This window comes from Janthinobacterium sp. BHSEK (assembly GCF_056174685.1).
Genome location: NZ_JBWBYV010000018.1, coordinates 24580 through 44170, shown reverse-complemented (window position 1 = coordinate 44170; position 19591 = coordinate 24580). Strand labels below are relative to the sequence as shown.

Annotated in this window: 17 protein-coding genes; 15 read left to right on the top strand and 2 right to left on the bottom strand. The window is 64.1% G+C overall.

The features are described from left to right. Position 1 precedes the first annotated feature (1 nt). From AC0V2Y_RS08540 to AC0V2Y_RS08515, 6 genes are all read left to right on the top strand, one after another. On the top strand, positions 2–226 hold the full coding sequence (locus AC0V2Y_RS08540; RefSeq protein ID WP_086147172.1) for a helix-turn-helix domain-containing protein: 225 nt from the start codon (positions 2–4) through the stop codon (positions 224–226). Between the two features lie 117 nt (positions 227–343). Then, on the top strand, positions 344–1273 hold the full coding sequence (locus tag AC0V2Y_RS08535; protein ID WP_070221598.1) for a family 2A encapsulin nanocompartment shell protein: 930 nt from the start codon (positions 344–346) through the stop codon (positions 1271–1273). Next, the gene (locus AC0V2Y_RS08530; RefSeq protein ID WP_475417166.1) at positions 1248–3071 is read left to right on the top strand and encodes a family 2A encapsulin nanocompartment cargo protein cysteine desulfurase; all 1824 of its coding nucleotides are present in this window, start codon (positions 1248–1250) and stop codon (positions 3069–3071) included. Before AC0V2Y_RS08535 ends, AC0V2Y_RS08530 begins: the two co-directional genes overlap by 26 nt. A 171-nt stretch (positions 3072–3242) precedes the next feature. Then, positions 3243–3962, top strand: coding sequence for a sensor histidine kinase (locus AC0V2Y_RS08525; RefSeq protein ID WP_475417167.1), 720 nt, complete (start codon positions 3243–3245; stop codon positions 3960–3962). Positions 3963–3973: 11 nt separating this feature from the next. Beyond that, complete coding sequence (locus AC0V2Y_RS08520; RefSeq protein WP_475417168.1) at positions 3974–5704, top strand: response regulator; 1731 nt, start codon at positions 3974–3976, stop codon at positions 5702–5704. Between the two features lie 28 nt (positions 5705–5732). Continuing rightward, positions 5733–5984 (top strand): hypothetical protein, encoded by a 252-nt coding sequence (locus AC0V2Y_RS08515; RefSeq protein WP_475417169.1) that lies wholly within the window; start codon positions 5733–5735, stop codon positions 5982–5984. Between the two features lie 21 nt (positions 5985–6005). On the opposite strand, the gene AC0V2Y_RS08510 is transcribed toward AC0V2Y_RS08515, so the two are convergent. Beyond that, a complete protein-coding gene (locus AC0V2Y_RS08510) occupies positions 6006–6728 on the bottom strand; it encodes a PhaM family polyhydroxyalkanoate granule multifunctional regulatory protein (RefSeq protein ID WP_475417170.1) in 723 nt (240 codons plus the stop codon). Positions 6729–6877: 149 nt separating this feature from the next. On the opposite strand from AC0V2Y_RS08510, the gene AC0V2Y_RS08505 reads away from it, so the two are divergent. The 8 genes from AC0V2Y_RS08505 to AC0V2Y_RS08470 all read left to right on the top strand — a co-directional run bounded on the left by AC0V2Y_RS08505 (position 6878) and on the right by AC0V2Y_RS08470 (position 16358). Continuing rightward, a complete protein-coding gene (locus AC0V2Y_RS08505) occupies positions 6878–7993 on the top strand; it encodes a DUF3108 domain-containing protein (protein WP_475417171.1) in 1116 nt (371 codons plus the stop codon). After that, positions 7994–8749, top strand: coding sequence for a DUF3108 domain-containing protein (locus tag AC0V2Y_RS08500; RefSeq protein ID WP_475417172.1), 756 nt, complete (start codon positions 7994–7996; stop codon positions 8747–8749). It abuts the gene before it with no gap. Between the two features lie 205 nt (positions 8750–8954). Beyond that, a complete protein-coding gene (locus tag AC0V2Y_RS08495; protein WP_139143209.1) occupies positions 8955–10325 on the top strand; it encodes a hypothetical protein in 1371 nt (456 codons plus the stop codon). Further along, complete coding sequence (locus AC0V2Y_RS08490; protein ID WP_230523018.1) at positions 10318–11064, top strand: hypothetical protein; 747 nt, start codon at positions 10318–10320, stop codon at positions 11062–11064. Before AC0V2Y_RS08495 ends, AC0V2Y_RS08490 begins: the two co-directional genes overlap by 8 nt. A gap of 8 nt (positions 11065–11072) precedes the next feature. Then, positions 11073–13904 carry an ATP-binding protein gene (locus AC0V2Y_RS08485; protein WP_475417173.1) on the top strand — a complete coding sequence of 944 codons (2832 nt, stop codon included), beginning with the start codon at positions 11073–11075 and terminating at the stop codon, positions 13902–13904. 5 nt (positions 13905–13909) lie between these two features. After that, complete coding sequence (locus AC0V2Y_RS08480; RefSeq protein WP_475417174.1) at positions 13910–14908, top strand: DUF4424 family protein; 999 nt, start codon at positions 13910–13912, stop codon at positions 14906–14908. Next, positions 14905–15483 carry a nucleotidyltransferase family protein gene (locus tag AC0V2Y_RS08475; RefSeq protein ID WP_475417175.1) on the top strand — a complete coding sequence of 193 codons (579 nt, stop codon included), beginning with the start codon at positions 14905–14907 and terminating at the stop codon, positions 15481–15483. Before AC0V2Y_RS08480 ends, AC0V2Y_RS08475 begins: the two co-directional genes overlap by 4 nt. Before the next feature lie 65 nt (positions 15484–15548). Beyond that, positions 15549–16358 carry a hypothetical protein gene (locus AC0V2Y_RS08470; protein WP_475417176.1) on the top strand — a complete coding sequence of 270 codons (810 nt, stop codon included), beginning with the start codon at positions 15549–15551 and terminating at the stop codon, positions 16356–16358. 6 nt (positions 16359–16364) lie between these two features. On the opposite strand, the gene AC0V2Y_RS08465 is transcribed toward AC0V2Y_RS08470, so the two are convergent. Further along, complete coding sequence (locus AC0V2Y_RS08465) at positions 16365–16883, bottom strand: CcdC protein domain-containing protein (protein WP_475417177.1); 519 nt, start codon at positions 16881–16883, stop codon at positions 16365–16367. A 189-nt stretch (positions 16884–17072) separates the two neighbouring features. Here AC0V2Y_RS08465 and AC0V2Y_RS08460 point away from each other — a divergent pair, with 189 nt between their 5' ends. Continuing rightward, the gene (locus AC0V2Y_RS08460) at positions 17073–19568 is read left to right on the top strand and encodes an alpha/beta hydrolase family protein (RefSeq protein ID WP_475417178.1); all 2496 of its coding nucleotides are present in this window, start codon (positions 17073–17075) and stop codon (positions 19566–19568) included. Positions 19569–19591: the final 23 nt, after the last annotated feature.

Here is a 19591-nt window from a genome sequence, read left to right as displayed (position 1 = left end):
CATGTTGATCAAACAGTTTGGACTGGCCGTGCGCCAGTTGCGCGAAGGGCATGGCTGGTCGCAGGAACGGCTGGCCGAAGCGGCCGACTTGAACCGCTCGTTCATCGGCGAAATCGAACGGGGTGCCGCCACGCCATCGCTGCTGACGGTGGAAAAGCTGGCCATCGCGCTGGGCGTCGGCCTGGCGGGACTGATGGCGCGCTGCGAACCGGAACTGGTGGATTAAATCGGGTGGATCAAGCGTCACGATGATGGCGATAGCATGTTGAGAGAAGAGAGGAGACGTCCGATACTTTATTTGTTTTTCAGATAAGCATATTCACTTTTCTCATCAGGAGTAGTCATGACAGTAGCAACAGAGAGCCAGTTTGCGCTGGGCGACAACGCCGCGCGCCAGCTGGCCAATGCAAGCAAGAGCGTCCCCCAGTTATCCACGATCACGCCGCGCTGGCTGGTGCACCTGCTGCAATGGCTGCCCGTGGAAGCGGGTATCTACCGCCTCAATCGCGTGAAGAACCCGAAGGACGTGCGCGTGGCCTGCTCGCAGCGCGACGAGTCGGAACTGCCGCAAACCTTCGTCGACTACGACGACCAGCCGCGCGAGTATTTTCTCAATGCCGTCAGCACGGTGCTCGACGTGCACACGCGCGTGTCGGACCTGTACAGCAGCCCGCACGACCAGATCAAGGAGCAGCTGCGCCTGACCATCGAGACGATCAAGGAGCGCCAGGAAAGCGAATTGATCAACAATCCCGACTACGGCCTGCTGGCCAGCGTGCACGACGACCAGCGCATCTTTACCCTGACGGGCGCGCCCACGCCGGACGACCTCGACGAACTGCTGACGAAAGTGTGGAAGGAGCCGGGCTTCTTCCTCGCCCATCCGCTGGCGATTGCCGCCTTTGGCCGCGAATGCACGCGCCGCGGCGTGCCGCCGCCCACCGTCAGCCTGTTCGGCTCCCAGTTCTTGACGTGGCGCGGCGTGCCGCTGGTGCCGTCCGACAAACTGCCGATCGAAGACGGCAAGACGAAGATCATCCTGCTGCGCGCGGGCGAGCAGCGCCAGGGCGTGATCGGCCTGTTCCAGCCTGGCCTGGCGGGCGAGCAAAGCCCGGGCCTGTCCGTGCGGTTCATGGGCATCAACCGCCACGCGATTTCGTCCTACCTGATTTCGCTGTATTGCTCGCTGGCCGTGCTGACCGACGATGCGCTGGCCGTACTGGAAGACGTGGAGATCGGTAAATACCATGACTACCCAGACACCTACAAGTGATGGCGCGGCGGGCTTGCCTGCCGTCCCATTCTTACCCGACGAAGCGACCCTGAACCGCCTGGCCGGTGAATTCTTTGCCCGTTTGCCCGGGTTGGCCCCCGCGTTGGACAAGTCGCCCAGCCTCGGTGGTTCCGGCAGCGTGCTCGATGCGGCGCCCCGCTATGTGAACCGTCCGCCGCCGCAGCCCGGCCCATCGTTTGCCGCCATCGCCCCCGGCGTGGCGACGGCGCAAGTGCCGCCCGTGACGGCGCCACTGGAAGCACCGATTGCGCCGGCGCCCGCCTCCGTGCCGACGCCGCGCTTGTCGGCGATCAATGCGCCCGGTGCGCCATCGCCGTATTATTTTATCGGTGGCGCACATGGCTATCCGGCGTCGCATGGCAAGCTCGATGGCCTGGCGCAGCAGGGGCTGGGACAATCGGCCCCCGATGATTTAAGAGGGCTGTTTGCCACGCCACAGCAGGCACCGGTGCGCCAGCTGCCCGTGACGCCGTCAATCAGCCCGCCCGCGTTCTATTTCCAGACCGAGCTGCCTGCGCAGTCAGCGGGGACCAAGCCGGGCCACGGGAAAACGCCCGCGCCGTTCGACGTGCACGCCGTGCGGCGCGACTTTCCCGTGCTGGCCGAACGGGTCAACGGCAAGCCGCTGGCCTGGTTCGACAATGCGGCCACCACGCACAAGCCGCAGTCGGTGATCGACCGCGTGTCGTATTTCTATGCGCACGAGAATTCGAACATCCATCGCGCCGCCCACGCGCTGGCGGCGCGTGCCAGCGATGCGTATGAGGCCGCACGCGCCAAGGTGGCGAGCTTTCTGGGCGCCGCCTCGCCCAATGAAATCATCTTCGTGCGCGGCGCCACGGAAGGCATCAATCTGATCGCCAACACCTTCGGGCGCAAGTACATCGGCAGCGGCGACGAGATCATCGTCTCGCAGCTCGAGCATCATGCCAATATCGTGCCGTGGCAGCAGCTGGCGGCGGAAAAGGGCGCCACACTGCGCGTGATTCCCGTCGATGACAGCGGCCAGATCATCGTCGATGAATTCCGCAAGCTGCTCAACGGGCGCACGAAACTGGTATCGGTGACGCAGGTGTCGAATGCGCTGGGCACCGTCACGCCCGTGGCGCAGATTATCGCGCTGGCGCATGCGGCCGGCGTGCGCGTGCTGGTCGACGGGGCGCAAGCCGTGTCGCATTTGCGCGTGGACGTGCAGGCGCTCGGCGCCGATTTCTATGTGTTCTCGGGGCATAAGGTGTTCGGTCCGACGGGCATCGGCGCCGTGTATGGCAAGGCGGACTTGCTCGAGCAATTGCCGCCGTGGCAGGGCGGCGGCAACATGATTGCCGACGTGACGTTCGAGCGCACCGTCTACCAGGGCGTGCCGAACCGTTTCGAGGCGGGCACGGGCAATATCGCTGATGCCGTGGGACTGGGCGCGGCCATCGATTACGTCCAGCGCATCGGCCTGGAGAACATCGCCGCCTACGAGCACGCGCTGCTGGAATACGCCACGCACCAGTTGCAAGCGATTCCCGGCGTGCGCCTGATCGGCACGGCGTTCGAGAAGGCCAGCGTGGCGTCGTTCGTGCTGGCCGGCTACGAGCCGGCGGAAGTGGGGCGCGCCCTGAACGACGAGGGCATCGCCGTGCGCTCGGGCCACCATTGCGCCCAGCCGATCCTGCGCCGCTTCGGCGTGGAAGCGACCGTGCGGCCATCGTTCGCCTTCTACAACACGTATGAGGAAATCGACCGCATGATCGTCGTGGTGCAACGCCTGGCGGGCGCGCGCCGCTGATCTTGTCAGCTTGTCAATATGATGCCGCCCCGGCGCCAGCGGGGCGGCATTGTTGCGTCAGATCACGGACTTTGCGCGCGGCTGGCTGGCGTCCGCAGGCTGGCGGTATAATTTATCCTTGGCAATATTCAAGCTGCGGCGCCGTGCCGCCGGCGCCCAAGGAGATATCCGGTGGAAGATCAACACAGCTCGCCCGAGCTTTTCCTGTTCCTGGCGTCGACCGTGCACGACATGAAAAACTCGATCAGCGTCGTCAGCGGCACGCTGGAATCCCTGCTGGCGGCCGAGCAGGCGAAAGACGCGCCGCAAGCCGACCCCGCCTACCTGCAGATGGCGCAGATGCTGTACCAGACCAAGCGCCTCAACGATAACCTGATCCAGCTGCTGGCCCTGTACAAGGAAGTGGGCAAGCCCGGCTACCCCTTTGACGTGCAGCCGCAACTGGTGGGCCAGGTCATCGACCAGGTGGTGGACCAGGAAAAGATCCTGCTGACGTCGAAAGGCATCGGCCTGGAGACGGTTTGCCCGCCGGAGCTGATCTGGACCCTCGATGAAGACCTGGTCATCGGCGTGCTGGCGCATGCCATCAACAACGCCATCCGCTACACGAAGGATACGATCCGCCTGTCGGTGCGCGAGGTCGATGGCTTGCTGGAGCTGCGCGTGGAAGACAATGGCGACGGCTATTCGCAAGCCTTGCTCGACGCGGGCAGCGCGGCCATGGATGGCATGGCCGCCGGCGTGAACTTTTCCACCAACAGCACGGGCCTGGGCCTGTATTTTTCCAGCGAAGTGGCGAAGATGCACAAGCACCGGGGGCAGGGCGGCAGCATCGCCCTGGAAAATGGCGGCGCCCTGGGCGGCGGCTGTTTCATCCTGCGCCTGCCCTGAGCGAGAACACCATGACGACAGACAGCCACGCCACTGCCGCCGAAGCGGGCAGCACCGACTGGGCCGACAAGCATTATCTGCTGGTTGACGACTTCATCGGCATCCGCATCCTGCTGCGCGAATCGCTGCGCAACCTGGGCGCGCGCCATATCGACCAGGCGGCCAGCGGCGGCGAAGCCATGAAGCTGCTGGCCAAGACGCGCTACGACGTGGTGCTGTGCGACTACAACCTGGGCGAAGGCAAGAACGGTCAGCAAGTGCTGGAAGAGACGCGCGTGCGCAACCTGACGGCGCCATCGAGCGTGTGGCTGATGGTGTCGGCCGAAAAAAGCGTGGAATCGGTGATGGGCGCGGCCGAGCATCAGCCCGACGCCTATTTGATCAAGCCGATCACGGAAGGCGTGCTGCTGACGCGGCTGAACCGCGTGTGGCACAAGAAGCAGGTATTCCGCGAAATCGACCAGGCCTGCATGGAAAAGGATTATCTGCGCGCCGCCAAATTGTGCGATGCGCAGATCGAAGTCAACAAGCTGCACGAGCTGGAATTGCTGCGCATGAAGGCCAGTTTGCTGCTGAAAAGCGGCGAGCCGGAAAAGGCCCGCGCCGTGTACGAAAAAGTGCTGGCCGAGCGCGATTACAGCTGGGCCAGGGCGGGCCTGGGCAAGATCCGCATGAATAACGGCGAGCACGAGGCGGCGCGGCAGATCTTCCAGGGCGTGATCGTCGAAAACAAGTATTACATCGACGCCTACGACCAGATGGCCGTCGCCTACCAGCTGATGGGCCAGCACGAGGAAGCGTGCGGCGTGCTGGAAAAGGCGGCGCGCCTGTCGCCCAATTCCGTGCCGCGCCAGCGCAACCTGGGCCTCGCCGCCTTAAAAATAGGCAATGTCAGCATGGCGGAAAAGGCTTTTCGCAAATGTATTTCCATTGGGGAATTTTCCGTCATGAAGACGCCGGACGCCTACCTGGGACTGGCGCGCGTGTGCGGATTGAAGAAGGATGCCAAGGAGGCGCTGCAGTGGCTGCTGCTGGCGCAGCGCGAATTCTCGCCCGAGCAGATCGGCTTGCGCGCGAAGATCACGGAAGGCATGGTGCACCACGAAACGGGCGATTACCGGCGCGCGCGCAAGTGCGGCGACGAGCTCGAAGCCATGCTGGCCGAGGACCCGGCGCGGCCCGAGAAAAGCATCTGCATGGAACTGGCGACCCTGCTGTTCGCCGTCGGCGTCAAGGATGCGCCGGCCGGCCTGCTGTGCTATGTGGTCAAGAACAACCACGACAACCAGGTGGTGCAGGACGAAGTGCAGAAAATCTTCGACAAGGCGAAGATGGGCGATGAGGGCACCAGCCTGATCATCGCCTCGCGCAAGGAAGCGTCGGACTTGATGAACAAGGGCGTGCTGCTGTGGAAGACGGACAAGCTCAACGAAGCCGTCGCCTGGATGCGCGCGGCGCGCGAAAAACTGCCGAACAACCTGCGCATCCTGTTCAATTCCGCGCAAATCATCGTGTCTTTCCTGGAACAACGCGGTTACCAGGCGGACCTGGCGGCCGAAGCCATGGAAGTGTTGTTGTATGTAGACAAAATTGCACCAGGGCAGCAGCGCTTCGCGCAATTGATGGAGCAGCTGGTGCAGCTGACGCCGCCGCCGGGGCCGGAAGCGGCCGTCGACGTGGCGGAAAAAACGCCGCCGGTAGCGGAAAAAGGGGGAAAATCCGTGCGCGAGCGTGCCGGATGATAAACTAGGGGCCAGCGCGGTTTCGCCCGTGCTTGAGTTGCTCTACAACAATAAGGAAGAAACTATGCGTGATGTGGTCAATGAAGTATACAAAAAAATGAAAGTTGGCGCCGTTGCCTGGGTACGCCCGGTCGCCGCCAAGGGAGACACGCTGGAAACATTCCAGTCTTCGTACGAGCACGCCAAGGCGCTGGCCGACGAAGGCCTGATCACGATCGGTGACGTAAAACGCCAGGCCGACAATCAGATCGAGGCGATCCGCATTCATCGTATCGCCTGATCATATCGCCAGCTTGACGTGCTAGGCCTTGCCTGGCGCCTTGGACTTGGGTGCCGCGCGCTTTGCCGGCGCCTTGCGCAGCGGGGCTTTGGCCTTGGCTGCCGTACCTGCTTCTGCCGGCTTGGCGGATTTGCCGGCCGCCGGCTTGGCCGTCGCTCCAGCCGCGCCACCGCCAAAGCTGGCAGCTGCCGCGCTGGCGGCATCGGGCGACATGGCTGTCGACACGGCCTGCTTGAACTGATCTTGTAACAAATTCCACCATGCGCTTGGATTGGCCAGCTGGGCTGCCGCGTGGCTGCCGGCATCGCCGGGCGCCGCCGCAGCCGGTTCCGGCGCGGGCACAGGTGCGGGAGCCGGTTTCGGTTCAGGTACAGGTGCGGCCTGCTGGAAAAACGCGGAAGCGTAGGGCACGGATTCAAACACGGTTTTCTCGCTGGCGCCGGGCTGGGTGATGGCCGCCGCCAGGGATGCGCCCATCGATTTCAGGGTGGCGATGGTGCCGCGCTGCACTTCCAATGCCTGGATACTGCCGCGCAGCATGCTGGTATTGAGGTTCAGCCAGGCTTCGACGGCTTTCAGGTCGTTGATTTTCTTGTCCAGCTCTTCCACCGACATGGTGGGCGCCGTGATGCCGGGCACGCCCATGCCGGGCACGCTCATGCTGCCCCACAGGTTCTTGACGAAGTCGAGGGTATCGGTCACAACTGCTGCGCCCGGCATTTGGGGCATTTGCGGGTTTGCCATGCGAAATCTCCTGGTAGGTGGATGTGCCTAGCGTAGCAGATATCAGCTTGCAACTGACGCAAAGCCGTCAACATTTTCTTACATAAAACAGCAGGAGTTGAGCACGGGCAAGAAGCGGGAAGCGGCGTGAAAGCGGTACACTACGGCCTATGATGCCTGACTCCTTCTTTTCGCCACCGCGCCGCCGCACCGTCATGTTTGTCGCGGTCATCGGCGCACTGCATTACGTGGCGCTGGAGTGGCTCACCTCGCGTGCCAGCATGGTGCCGCTGGGGCAGGATCCTGCGCAGGTGGTCAGTATGGCACTGATCGCCGAGCCGCCCAGGCCCGTGCCGGTGACGCCGCCACCGCCGCCCAAGCTGCGGCCCTTGCCCGAGCCCCGCCTGCCGCCGCCACCGCCGCCGACGGAGCTGCCGTCGAGCGAGTCGGCGCAGTTGACGGCGCCCGCCAGCGACGCGCCGGATGGCCCGGTGACGCCCGCGGCACCGGCGGCCAGCGCGCCAGCCATCACGGCGCCGGTCCCGGCCGTGGCGGAAGTTCCCGCGCCGGCTCCCGCGCCGCCACCGGCCGTCGAGCAGGCGCGGCGCTACAAGACGAATGCGCCCGCCTCGGCCCAGTTCGACCTGCACGTGGACCGGCGCGATGCGGACGGCACCAAGTGGCAGGGCGTGGCCGCCATGGCGTGGGACAACCGGGGCGACACGTATCAGCTGAAGCTGGAAGTGGGCTTGAGCATGCTGATCACGCGCATCAACCTGCTGGTGCTGACCAGCGAGGGCCTGATCGACGGCAGCGGCATCGTGCCCGTCACGGCCACGGAAAAACGCAAGGGCCGCGCGCAAACGGCCACGCATTTCAACCGCGACGCCAAGGCCATCACGTTTTCGGCCACGACGGCGACGGCGCCGTGGCAGGAGGGGACGCAGGACAAGGCCACGGTGCCGTTCCAGCTGGCCGCCATCGGCCGCGCCGACGTCAACCAGCTGGCCGGCAATATCGACATCCTCGTCGGCGAGGAAAAGGAAGCGACCGTGTTCCGCTTCCAGCTGGTGGGCGAGGAAGAACTCGATACCAAGATGGGCCGCCTGGTGACCTGGCACTTGCGCCGGCCGCCCAAGCCGGGCACGTATTCGTCGCAGCTCGATATCTGGCTGGCGCCGTCCATGCAGTGGTATCCGGTACAAATACGCAATACCGAAGCGAACGGGGCGCTGACCACGCAAACCGTGACCCAAATTCGCGTCAATGACGCTACAGGAAAATAAATGACTACTTTGAAACGCATTTTGCTCGCCAGCCTGCTGGCCGCCACCCTCACGCCCGCCATGGCCGACGCCCCCCTGGAGCATCCCGCCATCAAGCGCCCGTACAAGCTGGTGCCGTCGGCCGACCTCGTGTATTCGATCAAGGCCAAACAGCGCGGCATCGGGCTGTCCGGCGAATCGGTCAGCAACTGGCGCGTGGGCGACGGCAAGTATTCGCTGCTGGCCGAAACCAAGGCTGCCCTGTTCGGCAAGATCCTCGAGCAGCGCAGCGAAGGCACGGTCGACGATTTCGGCCTGGCGCCAGCCCAGTTCGTGGAAAAGCGCTTTCGCAAGGATGCCGTGACGACCACCTTCAAGCGCGACAGCAAGACCATCGTCTTTGGCGAAGGCGATGAAACCTATCCGCTGAAAGGCGGCGAACAGGACCGCAACAGTGCCGTCTGGCAACTGGCCAGCGTGGCGCGCGCCGCGCCCGAGAAATTCGTCGCCGGCTCGGAATGGGCGTTCTTTGTCGCCGGCGCGCACGATGCCGAGCCGTGGACCTTCAAGGTGGTCAAGGAAGAGACGGTCGCCACGGGCATGGGCGAGGTCGCCGCCATCCACCTGGTCAAGGCGCCGCCGCCGGACAAGAAGGGCCAGCAAGTGGACCTGTGGCTGGCGCCGTCGCTGGAATGGTATCCCGTCAAGGTGACATTCGCCGATGCGGACGGTGGCGATTACGTCGAGCAAACCTTGCAGAAGATCGTCAAGAAGTAAGCGCTTGCGCTTGGCTGTACTCGATTTTCTTACCCCAAAGCAAGTGCTGGGGTCAGACCCGGCGGGTCTGACCCCGGCTTGGCGCCTCTGGCCACAAGTCGAATTGCATGTCAGAACTGATATACTGACGCCCCCGCCCCGCAGCGCTGCGTTAGCCCGCCGCGCCGCCCGCTGAACACTCATCCGGAAAAGAATGATTGATATAATGGCAAGTGCAGCCGTGGCTACGGATGCAAATCAGACAGAGCAGGAGCATCACGATTCCTTGCAGGCGCATTTCCAGCCCAATATTTCGGCCGATGAAATTGAGCAAGTCTTTCACTTGAAGCGGGCGCAGCCCTTGCTGCAAGTGTTTACGGCCCTGTTTCACGGCGGTTTCGATGGCGTGCTGGTGCGTCTGCTGGTGCTGCGCGAGCTGGCGTCCGATGCCGCCACGTCCGCCTATACGCGCGCCGATATCAACACGAAACTGGCCTATCTGTTGCCGGAAAGCCTGGAAACGGTCTTGCTGCGCCTGCGCTCGAACCAGTTGCTGGCCTGGGATGCGCAGCAGGGCGTGTACCGCGTCACGCCCATGGCGCGCAACGTGCTGTCGGCCATCGACAGCCTGCTGGGCCTGGGCCAGACGGAAGACGAGGCGGAAATGGGCTTTTTGCTGTCGCAGGTGGCGGGCGCGCAAGCCGTCGGCGGCGTGTCCGTTGAGCAACTTCAGCATCTGCTGGGGCGGCTGGTCGACTTGACGGAAGAGTTTTCCGACGCCATCGCTTCCGGCTCCGAATTCCGGCTGCGCACGGCGCAGGCGAAGTGGAACATGGCTTGCGACTGGGTGGAAAAAGGCTCGGAAATCCTCGTGGCCATCACCTCCGATGAAAATGCGGACAGCGCCACGCACAAGGCGGCGCAGGCGATCGGCCGCGCGCAAAGTAAATTGCTCAACATGCAAGGCATGTTTTCGCGCGCTCTGAACCAGATCGAGCGCCAGCGCGTGCACCTGGGCCAGTCGGGCCTGTCGACCACGGACATCAAGCGCTGGCTCCTGCTGCACGACGACCTGGCCAGCCTGGCCGAAGGCGCCATCGACCAGCCCGTCGTCCCCTTGTTCTCCACGCCGGCCGAAATGATCGACGTGGCGGAAACGGAACTGCTGTCCGAGCGGGCGGCAGGCGTCATCAACACGGGCCTGCCCAGCGGAGAGGACGCGCCCACCACCATCAGCGACGGTCCCGCCATGCAGCTTGAACTCGACGATTTGCTCGAACGCCTGTCGAACTTCGCCAGCCTGGGCAATTTCCCCAGCATCGGTGAAGAAGGGCCGAAATCGGTACCCGTGCAGGATTCGCTGCTGCCGGCCAGCTTTGCCGTGGCGTCCTACCGCGCCTCGATGCTGCCGCTGCTCGGCGACGTGTCCGAAGCGAGCTTGCAAGGCTCGACGGCCGAACTGGCCCGCTTGCCGATCACCTTTACACCGACCGACGAGATGGTCCAACTGTCCGACCCCCACGTGGCGGCCATGTCGATCGCCTCGCTTTCACTGAATGTTTCACTTGATTTAGATAGCGGCACAGCCGATGAATGACGATTCCCAAATCCTGATTGCGCGCCTGCTCACGCATCAAACCCTGCGCCGCGACGACAAGCTCGTCAAGCGCGTGCTGTCCGACGAGCTGTTCCGCGCCGAAATCGATGCGCGCCTGCTGGCCTGCGGCTTGAAACTGCTCGACAATGTATATGCCGACCATGTGACTTTGGCCCTGACGCGCACCATCGAGCCGAAGATCTTCGGCGCGCGCGACGTGTGGCAAAACAATAATTTCGGTCTGGCGCGCGATGGCGTGGCCTTGCTGGTGGTGCTGTGGGCGCAGATCATCCTGCCCAAGCGCGAACGCCAGGAAACGCACCAGCACGCGGATGACGACCAGAACGATATGTTCGGCACGGAAAAACCGCTGCCGCGCGCGGAAGATGCGTCGATCGGCATTTCCTACAAGGCGCTGCTGTCCGACTTCGGCGACAAGCTGGGCAAGAAGACGCGCATGGACATGAATCTGGGCACCCTGGCCAAGCTGGGCTTCATCGAACGGCGCGGCGATGTCATCCTGGAAGGTCCGCTGCTGGACCTGATGATGGACACGGACGTCTTGAAAGAGCGCATCATCAACGGCGCCCTGGCCGACGTGTTCAAGCGGGCGCCGGCACGCCTGGTGGCCGTCAGCGGCGATTCACTGCTCGACGCCGACCTAGCGGACGACCTGTCCGCCGACATCGGCGACCTGCCCGACGCGGGCGACGAGCCCGCGTCCGACCTCCCTCACTGAAAGCGCCCATGTTTCATATCAAATCACTTGAACTGGTGCACTGGGATTACTGGCAGCGCATCAAGAATATTCCGCTCGACGCGAAGATCATCACCATCGCGGGGCAGAATGGCTCCGGCAAGACCACCTTGCTCGACGCCTTGCGCACCCTGTTCGGCCTCGACTGCTCGATGGGCCGCACCTATAAACACTACGCGCGCCACTCGGGCCAGCAGACGGCCTGGCTGCGCGCCGTGGTCGACAACAAGAACGTGGGCAAGCAGCTGTCGAACCGCCCGTTCCGCAGCTCGGGCTTCTTCAGCGACGATGAAGTGACCCTGTTTTGCCAGATCCAGAAGAATGGCGGCGACTGGAAGCGCCAGTATCTGATGCGTCCGGGCAATGTACAGATCGAGGACATCACGGACGCCAACGACTGGCTGGGCGTGGAAAATTACCGCAAGCGCCTGGCCAATGCGGGCCTGTCGCCGGCCATGTCGAAAGTGCTGGCGCTGGAGCAGGGCGAGACGGACAAACTGTGCGAATACGCGCCGCGCCAGCTGCTCGACCTGGTATTCCAGGTGTTTGGCGACAAGGAAGTGCTGGACGCCTACGACGAAGCCAAGCGCCACCAGCGCGATACGGAAGTGGAGCTGAAACGCTTCGAAACGGAACTCGAAGCGTCGAAGACCAATCTGGAAGGCTTGCGCCTGCGCGTGGCCAATTACCACCAGTGGGAAGGTTTACATAAGGAACGCCGCAACCTGCTGGAAGAAGTGCTGCCCAGCTTGCAGTATCACGAGGCGCGCGAAAAGGCGGCCATTGCCAGCCGGCAATTGCGCGACGCGCGCAAACCAATGGCGCAGGCGGACCAGCAGCTGACGGACAAGCGCAATGCGCTGGCCGCGCAGGCGAAGGCCCTGTCCGACGCGCAGATGAATGAAACTCTGCTGGAGCAGGAATCGATCGGCCTGCAGAGCCGTTTGTCCCTGATCAATGCCAAGCTGAAACCGCTGGACAGCCTGCTGGAACAGAAGGACCGATTGCACAAGCTGGCGGCCGATTCGGGCAGCGACATCGCCGAAGTGGCGGCCCAGCTGGAGCAGAAGGAAGCGCAATTGCTGCAGCAGCGCCAGCAGCGCGACGCCCTGTCGGCGCGCATCGCGGGCGAACAGGCAACGATTGCCGCGCTGCAAGGCAAGACGGCCATGCCGGAGCCGGACAATGTGCGCGGCATGCGCCGTGCGCTGCGCGACGCGGGGATTTCGCACGCCATGCTGTCGGACATCGTCGAAGTGACGGACAGCCGCTGGCAGGGCGCCGTCGAAGGCGTACTGGGCGGTTACGCCTCGGTCGTCTTGCTGGACAAGGCCAAGGATGCGGCCGCTGCCTACCGCCTGGCCGAGAAGGAACGCTACCGCCACTTCATCGTGCCGGACCTGGTCACGGCGCCGGTGGCGAAGGACGAGAGTTTGCTGGCGGTGGTGAAATTTTCCGCGCCCGTGCCCAGCTGGCTGATCGAGCAGCTGTCGCGCATTGCCCGCGTCGATTCCGTCGAAGCGGGCTTTAAACTGGGCAACCACGAGGAGTGGATCACACCCGAGGCGTACCACCGCGAACGCCGCGGCGGGCGCTCGCTGTTCGTGGAAGCGTCGCGCTACCGCTTCGGTCAGGCCGGCCGCAGCGGCCGTCTGGAAGCGCTGCTGCGCTCGCTGCCGGGCCTGGAAGGCCAGGAAGATACCTTGACCCTGGCGATTTCGAAGCTGGCGGCCGAAGTGGGCGCCCTGAAAGCGCGCATCGCCGGCGTCGACGCGGCCAAGGAGCTCAGTGCGCGCCAGGAAGAGTTCGCCGAAGCGCTGCGCAATTCCAAGCCCTTGAAGGAAGAGCGCCTGGAAGTGGGCGGCCGCCTGGGCGAGTTGCAGAATCTCACCAAGAACGCCACTGTGGCGCGCACGCGTGCCGATACCGTATGGCAAAACGCGCGCCTGGCCCTGTCCGAGGCGGAAGCGGGTTCGCGCCTTGGCTACAAGAAGCAGATTGAACAGCGCGCCGAGCATTCGCGCGCCTTGCTGGCCTTGCGCCATGCGTGGCGCCACCTGCCGAAAAGCTGGCGCCGTCCCGCCCGCCGCGCCGCGCTCGTGGCCGAGCACCAGAATGCGCACCAGGTCGACTTGCGCGTGGCCAGCCTGCAAAACAGCCTTGCGCGCGATGACTGGGAACTCGACGCCACCGTCATCGACCAGCACCACCGCCTGTCGGACCAGCTGCATGGCCGCCAGTCGGAAACGGACGAGCGCCGCTACCAGAACAACCGCGCCATCGAAGCGACGGGCAATGCACGCGGCGCCTACATGGAGCGCTTGCGCTACACCATCAAGACCTACAGCAAGAACATCAAGGAGCTGGGCGAGCTGGCCGGCATCGAAGTCCATGCCGACCCCGTGCGTCTGGAAAACGACGACGTGCAGCTGTCGCAGGCGGGCTTGCACGTGCGCTTCAAATTCGACGGCAAGGGCGTCATCGGCATGAACGATGGCGAAGCGTCGGGCGGCCAGCAGGTCATGAAGTCGCTGGTGCTCCTGATCGGCTTGCTGAAATCGGAAGACGGTTCCGGCGGCTTCGTCTTCATCGACGAACCGTTTGCCCATTTGGATATCCGCAATATTCAACTGGTCGGCGAATTCCTGAAAAACACGGAAGCGCAGTACCTGATGACGACGCCGTTGACGCACAACACGGATGTCTACGATCCCTCGGAGCTGACCTTGATCACGAGCAAGAAAAAGAAGGATACGCAATGGGCGCAACCGATTTTCGTGCTGCAGCGGCGCATCGAACCCGCACCGGGCAAGGTGGCGTGATGGCCGTGCGCAAGCTCGTTCTGGCCGCGGCCCTGGCGCTGGCGTGTTCGGCGCCAGCCCTGGCCAACGACGGCATCGGTTCCGTCGGCGCGGGGGGAATCCTGTTCGGCAAGACGGATGCCGTCGCCATGAAAAAGGAAGTGCTCAGCGTGAGCAGGGACTTGATCAAGGTCGAGTACGAATTCCTCAATGAATCGGCGAAGGACGTGGAAGAGACGATCTTCTTTCCGCTGCCCGAATACTCTGCCGGCTACCATGGCTCGCCCACGTATTACGGCCAGCCACAGCAGTTTACCGTCGACGTGGATGGCAAGCGCAAGGACTATACAACCACGTTCGTGGCCAAGCTCGACGCCGAGGACGTGACGGCCCGGCTGCGCCAGCTGGGGCTGTCCGACGCGCAGATCGCCTATTTCCCGTCGCACACGCCGTTCGACAAGAAGGTGGCGCCGCTGACGGCCGCGCAGAGCAAGATCATGATACGCGAAGGTTTGCTGGCCCAGCTCTACGACGAGGAATGGGTGCCGGCCTGGACCGTGAAAGTCATCTACTTGTGGCAGCAGAAATTTCCCGCCGGTAAAGTCGTGCGCGTGCGCCATCAATATGCGCCGTTCGTCGCGGCCGGCCCCGGCGCTTCCTACCTGGGCGATGGCAACGAGTTCGAAAAGAAATACTGCGGCGACAGGGCCTTCTACAAGACGTGGAACCGCCTGGCGGCCCAGCAGGGCGAAAGCGGTTTCGTCAACGCCGTGTGGGTCTCGTACATTTTGACGACGGGCAACACCTGGAAGAATGGCATCGAGGATTTCACCTTGAACTTGATCAAGGGCAAACCGGACGAGCTGATCAGCCTGTGCTTCCCCGGCACGTTCACCAAAATCAATCCCACCACCTTGCAAGTCAAGCTGCGCAACTTCCGTCCGAAGCAGGATCTGGACGTATACTTCGGCAATGTTGAAGGCACGGTGAGCAACGACGGGGTGGCGCCGCAGATCCGGCCGTGAGTGCGCAGGAAGCGCTGGCCGCGCGTCTGCGCGCCATCGCCGGCGCCACGCCGTGGTGCCGGCAGGCGCTGCAAGCCGTGGCGCAGCTGGGCTTGCCCCACTGCTGCATCGGCGCCGGCGCCGTGCGCAATCTCGTGTGGGATGCCTTGCACGGCTACGCGCAACCGTCGGCATTGAGCGACGTCGACGTGGCGTATTTCGATGCGCACGATGTGCTTGCGGAAAGCGAGGTGCGGCTGCACCAGCGCCTGGAAACGGCGCTGCCCGGCGTGCCGTGGGAAGTGTGCAACCAGGCCAGGGTGCACCTGTGGTTCGAAGAAGAGTTCGGCTACGCCGTGCCGCCCCTGCTGTCGCTCGATGACGCCATCGCTTCCTGGCCCGAGTTTGCCACCTCGGTCGGCATCCATCTGCAGCGCGACGGCGAGATCGGCATCGTCGCGCCGCACGGCCTCGACGACCTGTTCAATATGGTGGTGCGGCGCAACCCGGCGCGCATCAGCGAAGACGGCTATGCGCGGCGCCTGGCCGGCAAGGATTATGCGGCGCGCTGGCCGCGCGTCACCATCATTGCCTGATTGGATGCAGTATGGATACAGATTGCCTATAATTGCTGCTTATCCAATAGTGTTCGCCTGATCCCATGTCCCTGTCGATTTCCCCGCCGCTGCGCCGCATCGCCCGCTTGTTCTGCCTTTCCTCCGCCCTCGTGGCGCCCGCCGCCTGGGCCGACAGCTATACCGATTTCCAGCAAGCCAGCGGCCAGCTGGAAGCGCGGATGGCCAAGGCGACGCCGCACAGCGGCTTGCCGCGCCTGGGCGAACCTGCCGTGGCACAGCTGTTTGCGCAGATCGCCGACGGTCCGCGCCTGTTCCAGGCGCCCGTCGCGGCGCTGCAGGACGTGAACGAGAGCGTGGCCGTGTGCGAGCAGGCCATGCGGCTGGGAAAAACATACTATGCGTTTGGCCTCGCATGGCCGTTGCCGCTGTCCGGCGCCGAACTGCAGCAGGCGCGCAAGGAACAAGTGACGCGGAACCTGGCCAATTATGGCGATGAAATGAGCACCTTGTTTGCTTTCAGCATGCATTGCCATGGCCATTTGATCGGGCTGATGGAGCGGGAATTCAGCGCCCAGCCGGCCGATGCGGTGAGCGGGCCCGAGCGTCTGCGCGCGCGGGCGTTCAGCAAGAACACGGCCGTTGTTTACACGAGCGTGGTGCAGTTCGTGCAGGTGCCGTTCTGGAGCGTGGCGCAAAAGCAGCGGATGCTGGAAGCGGCGGCGCAGCACGCCACGGCGAACGCGAATCTGATGGCGCCGCCCTTGCGCGAGCGCCTGCTGACCAGTCTGGCCGATGCGGACAAGGATCTCGATCCGGCCCTGGCACCGGCGCTGGCGACGATACGCCAGGCGCTGTCGGCGACCAGTTGCGAAGGCCTGTGCCAGTACTACTGACCCGGCTTACTCTGCGGTTTGCAGGGGCTTGTTGCGCTGGCGCCAGCGCACCAGGCCCCACGCATACACGGCGTAGTAGCCGATGACGAGGCCGTAGGCGGCCATGGTCAGCGGGCTCTGGCCGAACGGCGGCGGCGGCACGGGCACGTCCAGGCGCGTGTTCAGGTAGATTTCCATGCCGCGGTACAGCAAGCGGGCGATGAACAGCATCGTGATGGCCAGGCCCAGGTAGCGGTGCTGGGTAAAAAAGAAATCCTTGCCGACTTGCTCGAAGCGCGTCAGCTTCAAGCCCAGCACACCGAGCCAGCCGCCGGCCAGCGCGGCCGCGCCCAGGCTGGACAGGGGCAGCAGCTCGAATTTCGTCGTCGTCGCCAGGAACAGCAGCAGCGCGGGAAAGGCGATCGCCACGCTCCAGTGCCGCCACAGCTGCGACTTCTGGCGCGCCACCAGTTTCTTCAGGCGCGAATAGATGCGCCAGACCAGCAGCGGGACCAGGAACAGCAGGGCGAGGGTAGTGGTTTCCATGTAGGCAATCGGGTACGGGTAAAACAGCGATTGTAAGCCAGATGGGGACGGGCGGCGATGCTTGTCAAACAGCAAAAGTTGTTGGTTGACATTTACTTGGCATGAACGCACTATGCCCTGTCACAAAGCGCCGCCATGAGCGGTGCGGTGCGCTCGCTTGCTGTCATCACCTTCATACACTGGAGTTCCATGTCTACTCGTTTGCCTTTGCTTCCCCTCACTGTCGGCCTGATGGCCTCGTCTTCCCTGGCCATGGCGCAAGATGGCGCTTATCAAGCCCCGCCCGCGCCCCTGCAAGCCATCGTCGATGCGCCGCGCGCGCCGACCCTGAGCCTGAGCCCGAAACGCAACCTGGCCGCCGTGCTGCCCACGCCCTCCTTGCCCAGCATCAGCGAAGTGGCGCAGCCGGAACTGAAGCTGGCGGGCTTGCGCATCAATCCGCGCACGTATTCGGCCAGCCGCTTCAGTTTCCACACGGGACTGGGCTTGCTCGACATCGATACGCAGAAGGAAATCAAGGTCAGCGGCTTGCCGGCGGCGCCCCGCATCGCCGACCTGGCCTGGTCGCCCGACCAGCGCTACCTGGCCTTTACGCACATCGCCTTTGCCGATCCCGCCAGGGGAGTGAAGGAGTCGGGCGTGGAACTGTGGCTGCTCGACGTGCAGACGAAAGCGGCGCGCAAGCTGTCCAGCCCCCCCCTGTCGGCCGTGTATGGCCGCGGCTTTTCCTGGATGCCAGACAGCAAGACCTTGCTGGTGCAGCTGAAGCCGGCCAAGCTGGGCGCGGCGCCCGTTGCCAGCGGCATCCCGACGGGCCCGTCCATCCAGGACAGCGTGCCGGGCGGCGGCGTCAAGCAATTGCGCACCTATCCCGACTTGCTGAAAAACGAACAGGATGCGCAGCTGTTCGAACACTACATCACCGTGCAGCTGGCCTTGCTGGACGTGGCGGGCAAGCAGCGCCTGGTCGGCCAGCCGGGCCAGTTCTCGCGCGTGTCGGCTTCGCCCGATGGCAAGCACTTGCTGACGACCAGCATCGTGCGTCCGTATTCCTACATCGTGCCGGCGCATGATTTCGCTCACAAGATCGACGTGCGCGACCTGAATGGCAAGGTGGAACACGCGGTGGCGGCCCTGCCGCTGGAGGAAGGGCTGCCGCCAGGTAATGATGCCGTGTCCGCCGGCGTGCGCTCCGTCAGCTGGCGCGTCGATGCGCCCGCCACCCTGGTGTGGGCCGAAGCGCAGGACGGCGGCGACCCGGCCAAGGCGGCCGAGATCCGCGACATCGTCTACACGCAGGCGGCGCCGTTCACGGCCAAGCCGGCCGTGCTGGCCAAGCTGGCTTCGCGCTACGCGGGCGTGGCCTGGGGCCGCGGCGACCTGGCCCTGCTCAGCGAAGCGTGGTACAAGACGCGCGCCGTCAAGCAGTGGCGCATTGCGCCAGATCAACCCGCCGCCCCGGCCGACCTCGTGTACGCGGGATCGTTCGAGGATCGCTACAACGATCCGGGCCAGCCCGTCATGCGCGCGGACGCTGCCGGCTTGCCGCGCCTGCTCATCGCCGCTGACGGTTCCATCCTGCTCGACGGCCAGGGCGCATCGAAGGAGGGCGACCGCCCGTTCATCGACCGCCTGAACCTGGCGACGAAACAGAAGGAACGCCTGTTCCAGAGCGCCGCGCCCTACTATGAAAACGTGGTGGCCGTGCTGGACGAGGATGGCAGCCGTCTGCTGTCGACGCGCGAATCGCCGACCGAGCAGCCGAATTACTATGTGCGCAACCTGAAACAGCAGGGCGCGGCGCAATTGACGGCCCTCACGCATTTCCCCCATCCGCTGCCGCAACTGAAGGACGTGCAGAAAGAGCTGATCCGCTACAAGCGCGCCGACGGCGTGGACTTGACGGCGACATTGATGCTGCCGCCGAACTACGACGTCAAGCGCGACGGCCCGCTGCCGACTCTGATGTGGGCGTATCCGCAGGAATTCAAGACGGCCAGCGCCGCCAGCCAGACCAAGGGCTCGCCCTACAAATTCAATGCCGTCAGCTACTGGGGCCCGGCCGCCTTCCTGTCCATGGGTTACGCCGTGCTCGACAATCCATCGTTCCCCATCGTCGGCAATGGCGAACAGGAGCCGAACGACACCTACCTGCCACAGCTGGTGGCCGATGCCGAGGCGGCCGTCGACGAAGTGGTGCGCCGGGGCGTGTCGGACCGCAACCGCATCGCCATCGGCGGCCACTCGTACGGCGCCTTCATGACGGGCAATCTGCTGGCGCATACGCGGCTGTTCCGCGCCGGCATCGCCCGCAGCGGCGCCTACAACCGCACCCTGACGCCGTTCGGCTTCCAGGCGGAAGAGCGCGCGTTCTGGCAGGCGCCGGCCGTCTACCAGGCCATGTCGCCGTTCAATTATGCGGACAAGATCAAGGATGCGCTGCTGATGATCCATGGCGAGCAGGACAACAACTCGGGCACCTTCCCCATCCAGAGCGAGCGCATGTTCCAGGCCGTCAAGGGACTGGGCGGCACGGCGCGCCTGGTGATGCTGCCGAACGAGAGCCACGGCTACCGCGCGCGCGAATCGATCATGCAGATGCTGTATGAAAGCAACAACTGGCTGGAGAAATATGTGAAGAACGCGGCGCCGCCAGCCGCCGACGTCAAGCCGGCCGGCAAATAAGGGCGGCGGCGCGCATCTCGTGG

Excerpts from the sequence above, each read along its gene's own strand:
- AC0V2Y_RS08460 (WP_475417178.1), top strand. The coding sequence starts at position 17,073 with ATGTCTACTCGTTTGCCTTTGCTTCCCCTCACTGTCGGCCTGATGGCC.
- AC0V2Y_RS08540 (WP_086147172.1), top strand. The coding sequence starts at position 2 with ATGTTGATCAAACAGTTTGGACTGGCCGTGCGCCAGTTGCGCGAAGGG.
- AC0V2Y_RS08510 (WP_475417170.1), bottom strand. The coding sequence starts at position 6,728 with ATGGCAAACCCGCAAATGCCCCAAATGCCGGGCGCAGCAGTTGTGACC.
- AC0V2Y_RS08530 (WP_475417166.1), top strand. The coding sequence starts at position 1,248 with ATGACTACCCAGACACCTACAAGTGATGGCGCGGCGGGCTTGCCTGCC.
- AC0V2Y_RS08490 (WP_230523018.1), top strand. The coding sequence starts at position 10,318 with ATGAATGACGATTCCCAAATCCTGATTGCGCGCCTGCTCACGCATCAA.
- AC0V2Y_RS08500 (WP_475417172.1), top strand. The coding sequence starts at position 7,994 with ATGACTACTTTGAAACGCATTTTGCTCGCCAGCCTGCTGGCCGCCACC.
- AC0V2Y_RS08520 (WP_475417168.1), top strand. The coding sequence starts at position 3,974 with ATGACGACAGACAGCCACGCCACTGCCGCCGAAGCGGGCAGCACCGAC.
- AC0V2Y_RS08535 (WP_070221598.1), top strand. The coding sequence starts at position 344 with ATGACAGTAGCAACAGAGAGCCAGTTTGCGCTGGGCGACAACGCCGCG.
- AC0V2Y_RS08505 (WP_475417171.1), top strand. The coding sequence starts at position 6,878 with ATGATGCCTGACTCCTTCTTTTCGCCACCGCGCCGCCGCACCGTCATG.
- AC0V2Y_RS08485 (WP_475417173.1), top strand. The coding sequence starts at position 11,073 with ATGTTTCATATCAAATCACTTGAACTGGTGCACTGGGATTACTGGCAG.
- AC0V2Y_RS08465 (WP_475417177.1), bottom strand. The coding sequence starts at position 16,883 with ATGGAAACCACTACCCTCGCCCTGCTGTTCCTGGTCCCGCTGCTGGTC.
- AC0V2Y_RS08495 (WP_139143209.1), top strand. The coding sequence starts at position 8,955 with ATGGCAAGTGCAGCCGTGGCTACGGATGCAAATCAGACAGAGCAGGAG.
- AC0V2Y_RS08470 (WP_475417176.1), top strand. The coding sequence starts at position 15,549 with ATGTCCCTGTCGATTTCCCCGCCGCTGCGCCGCATCGCCCGCTTGTTC.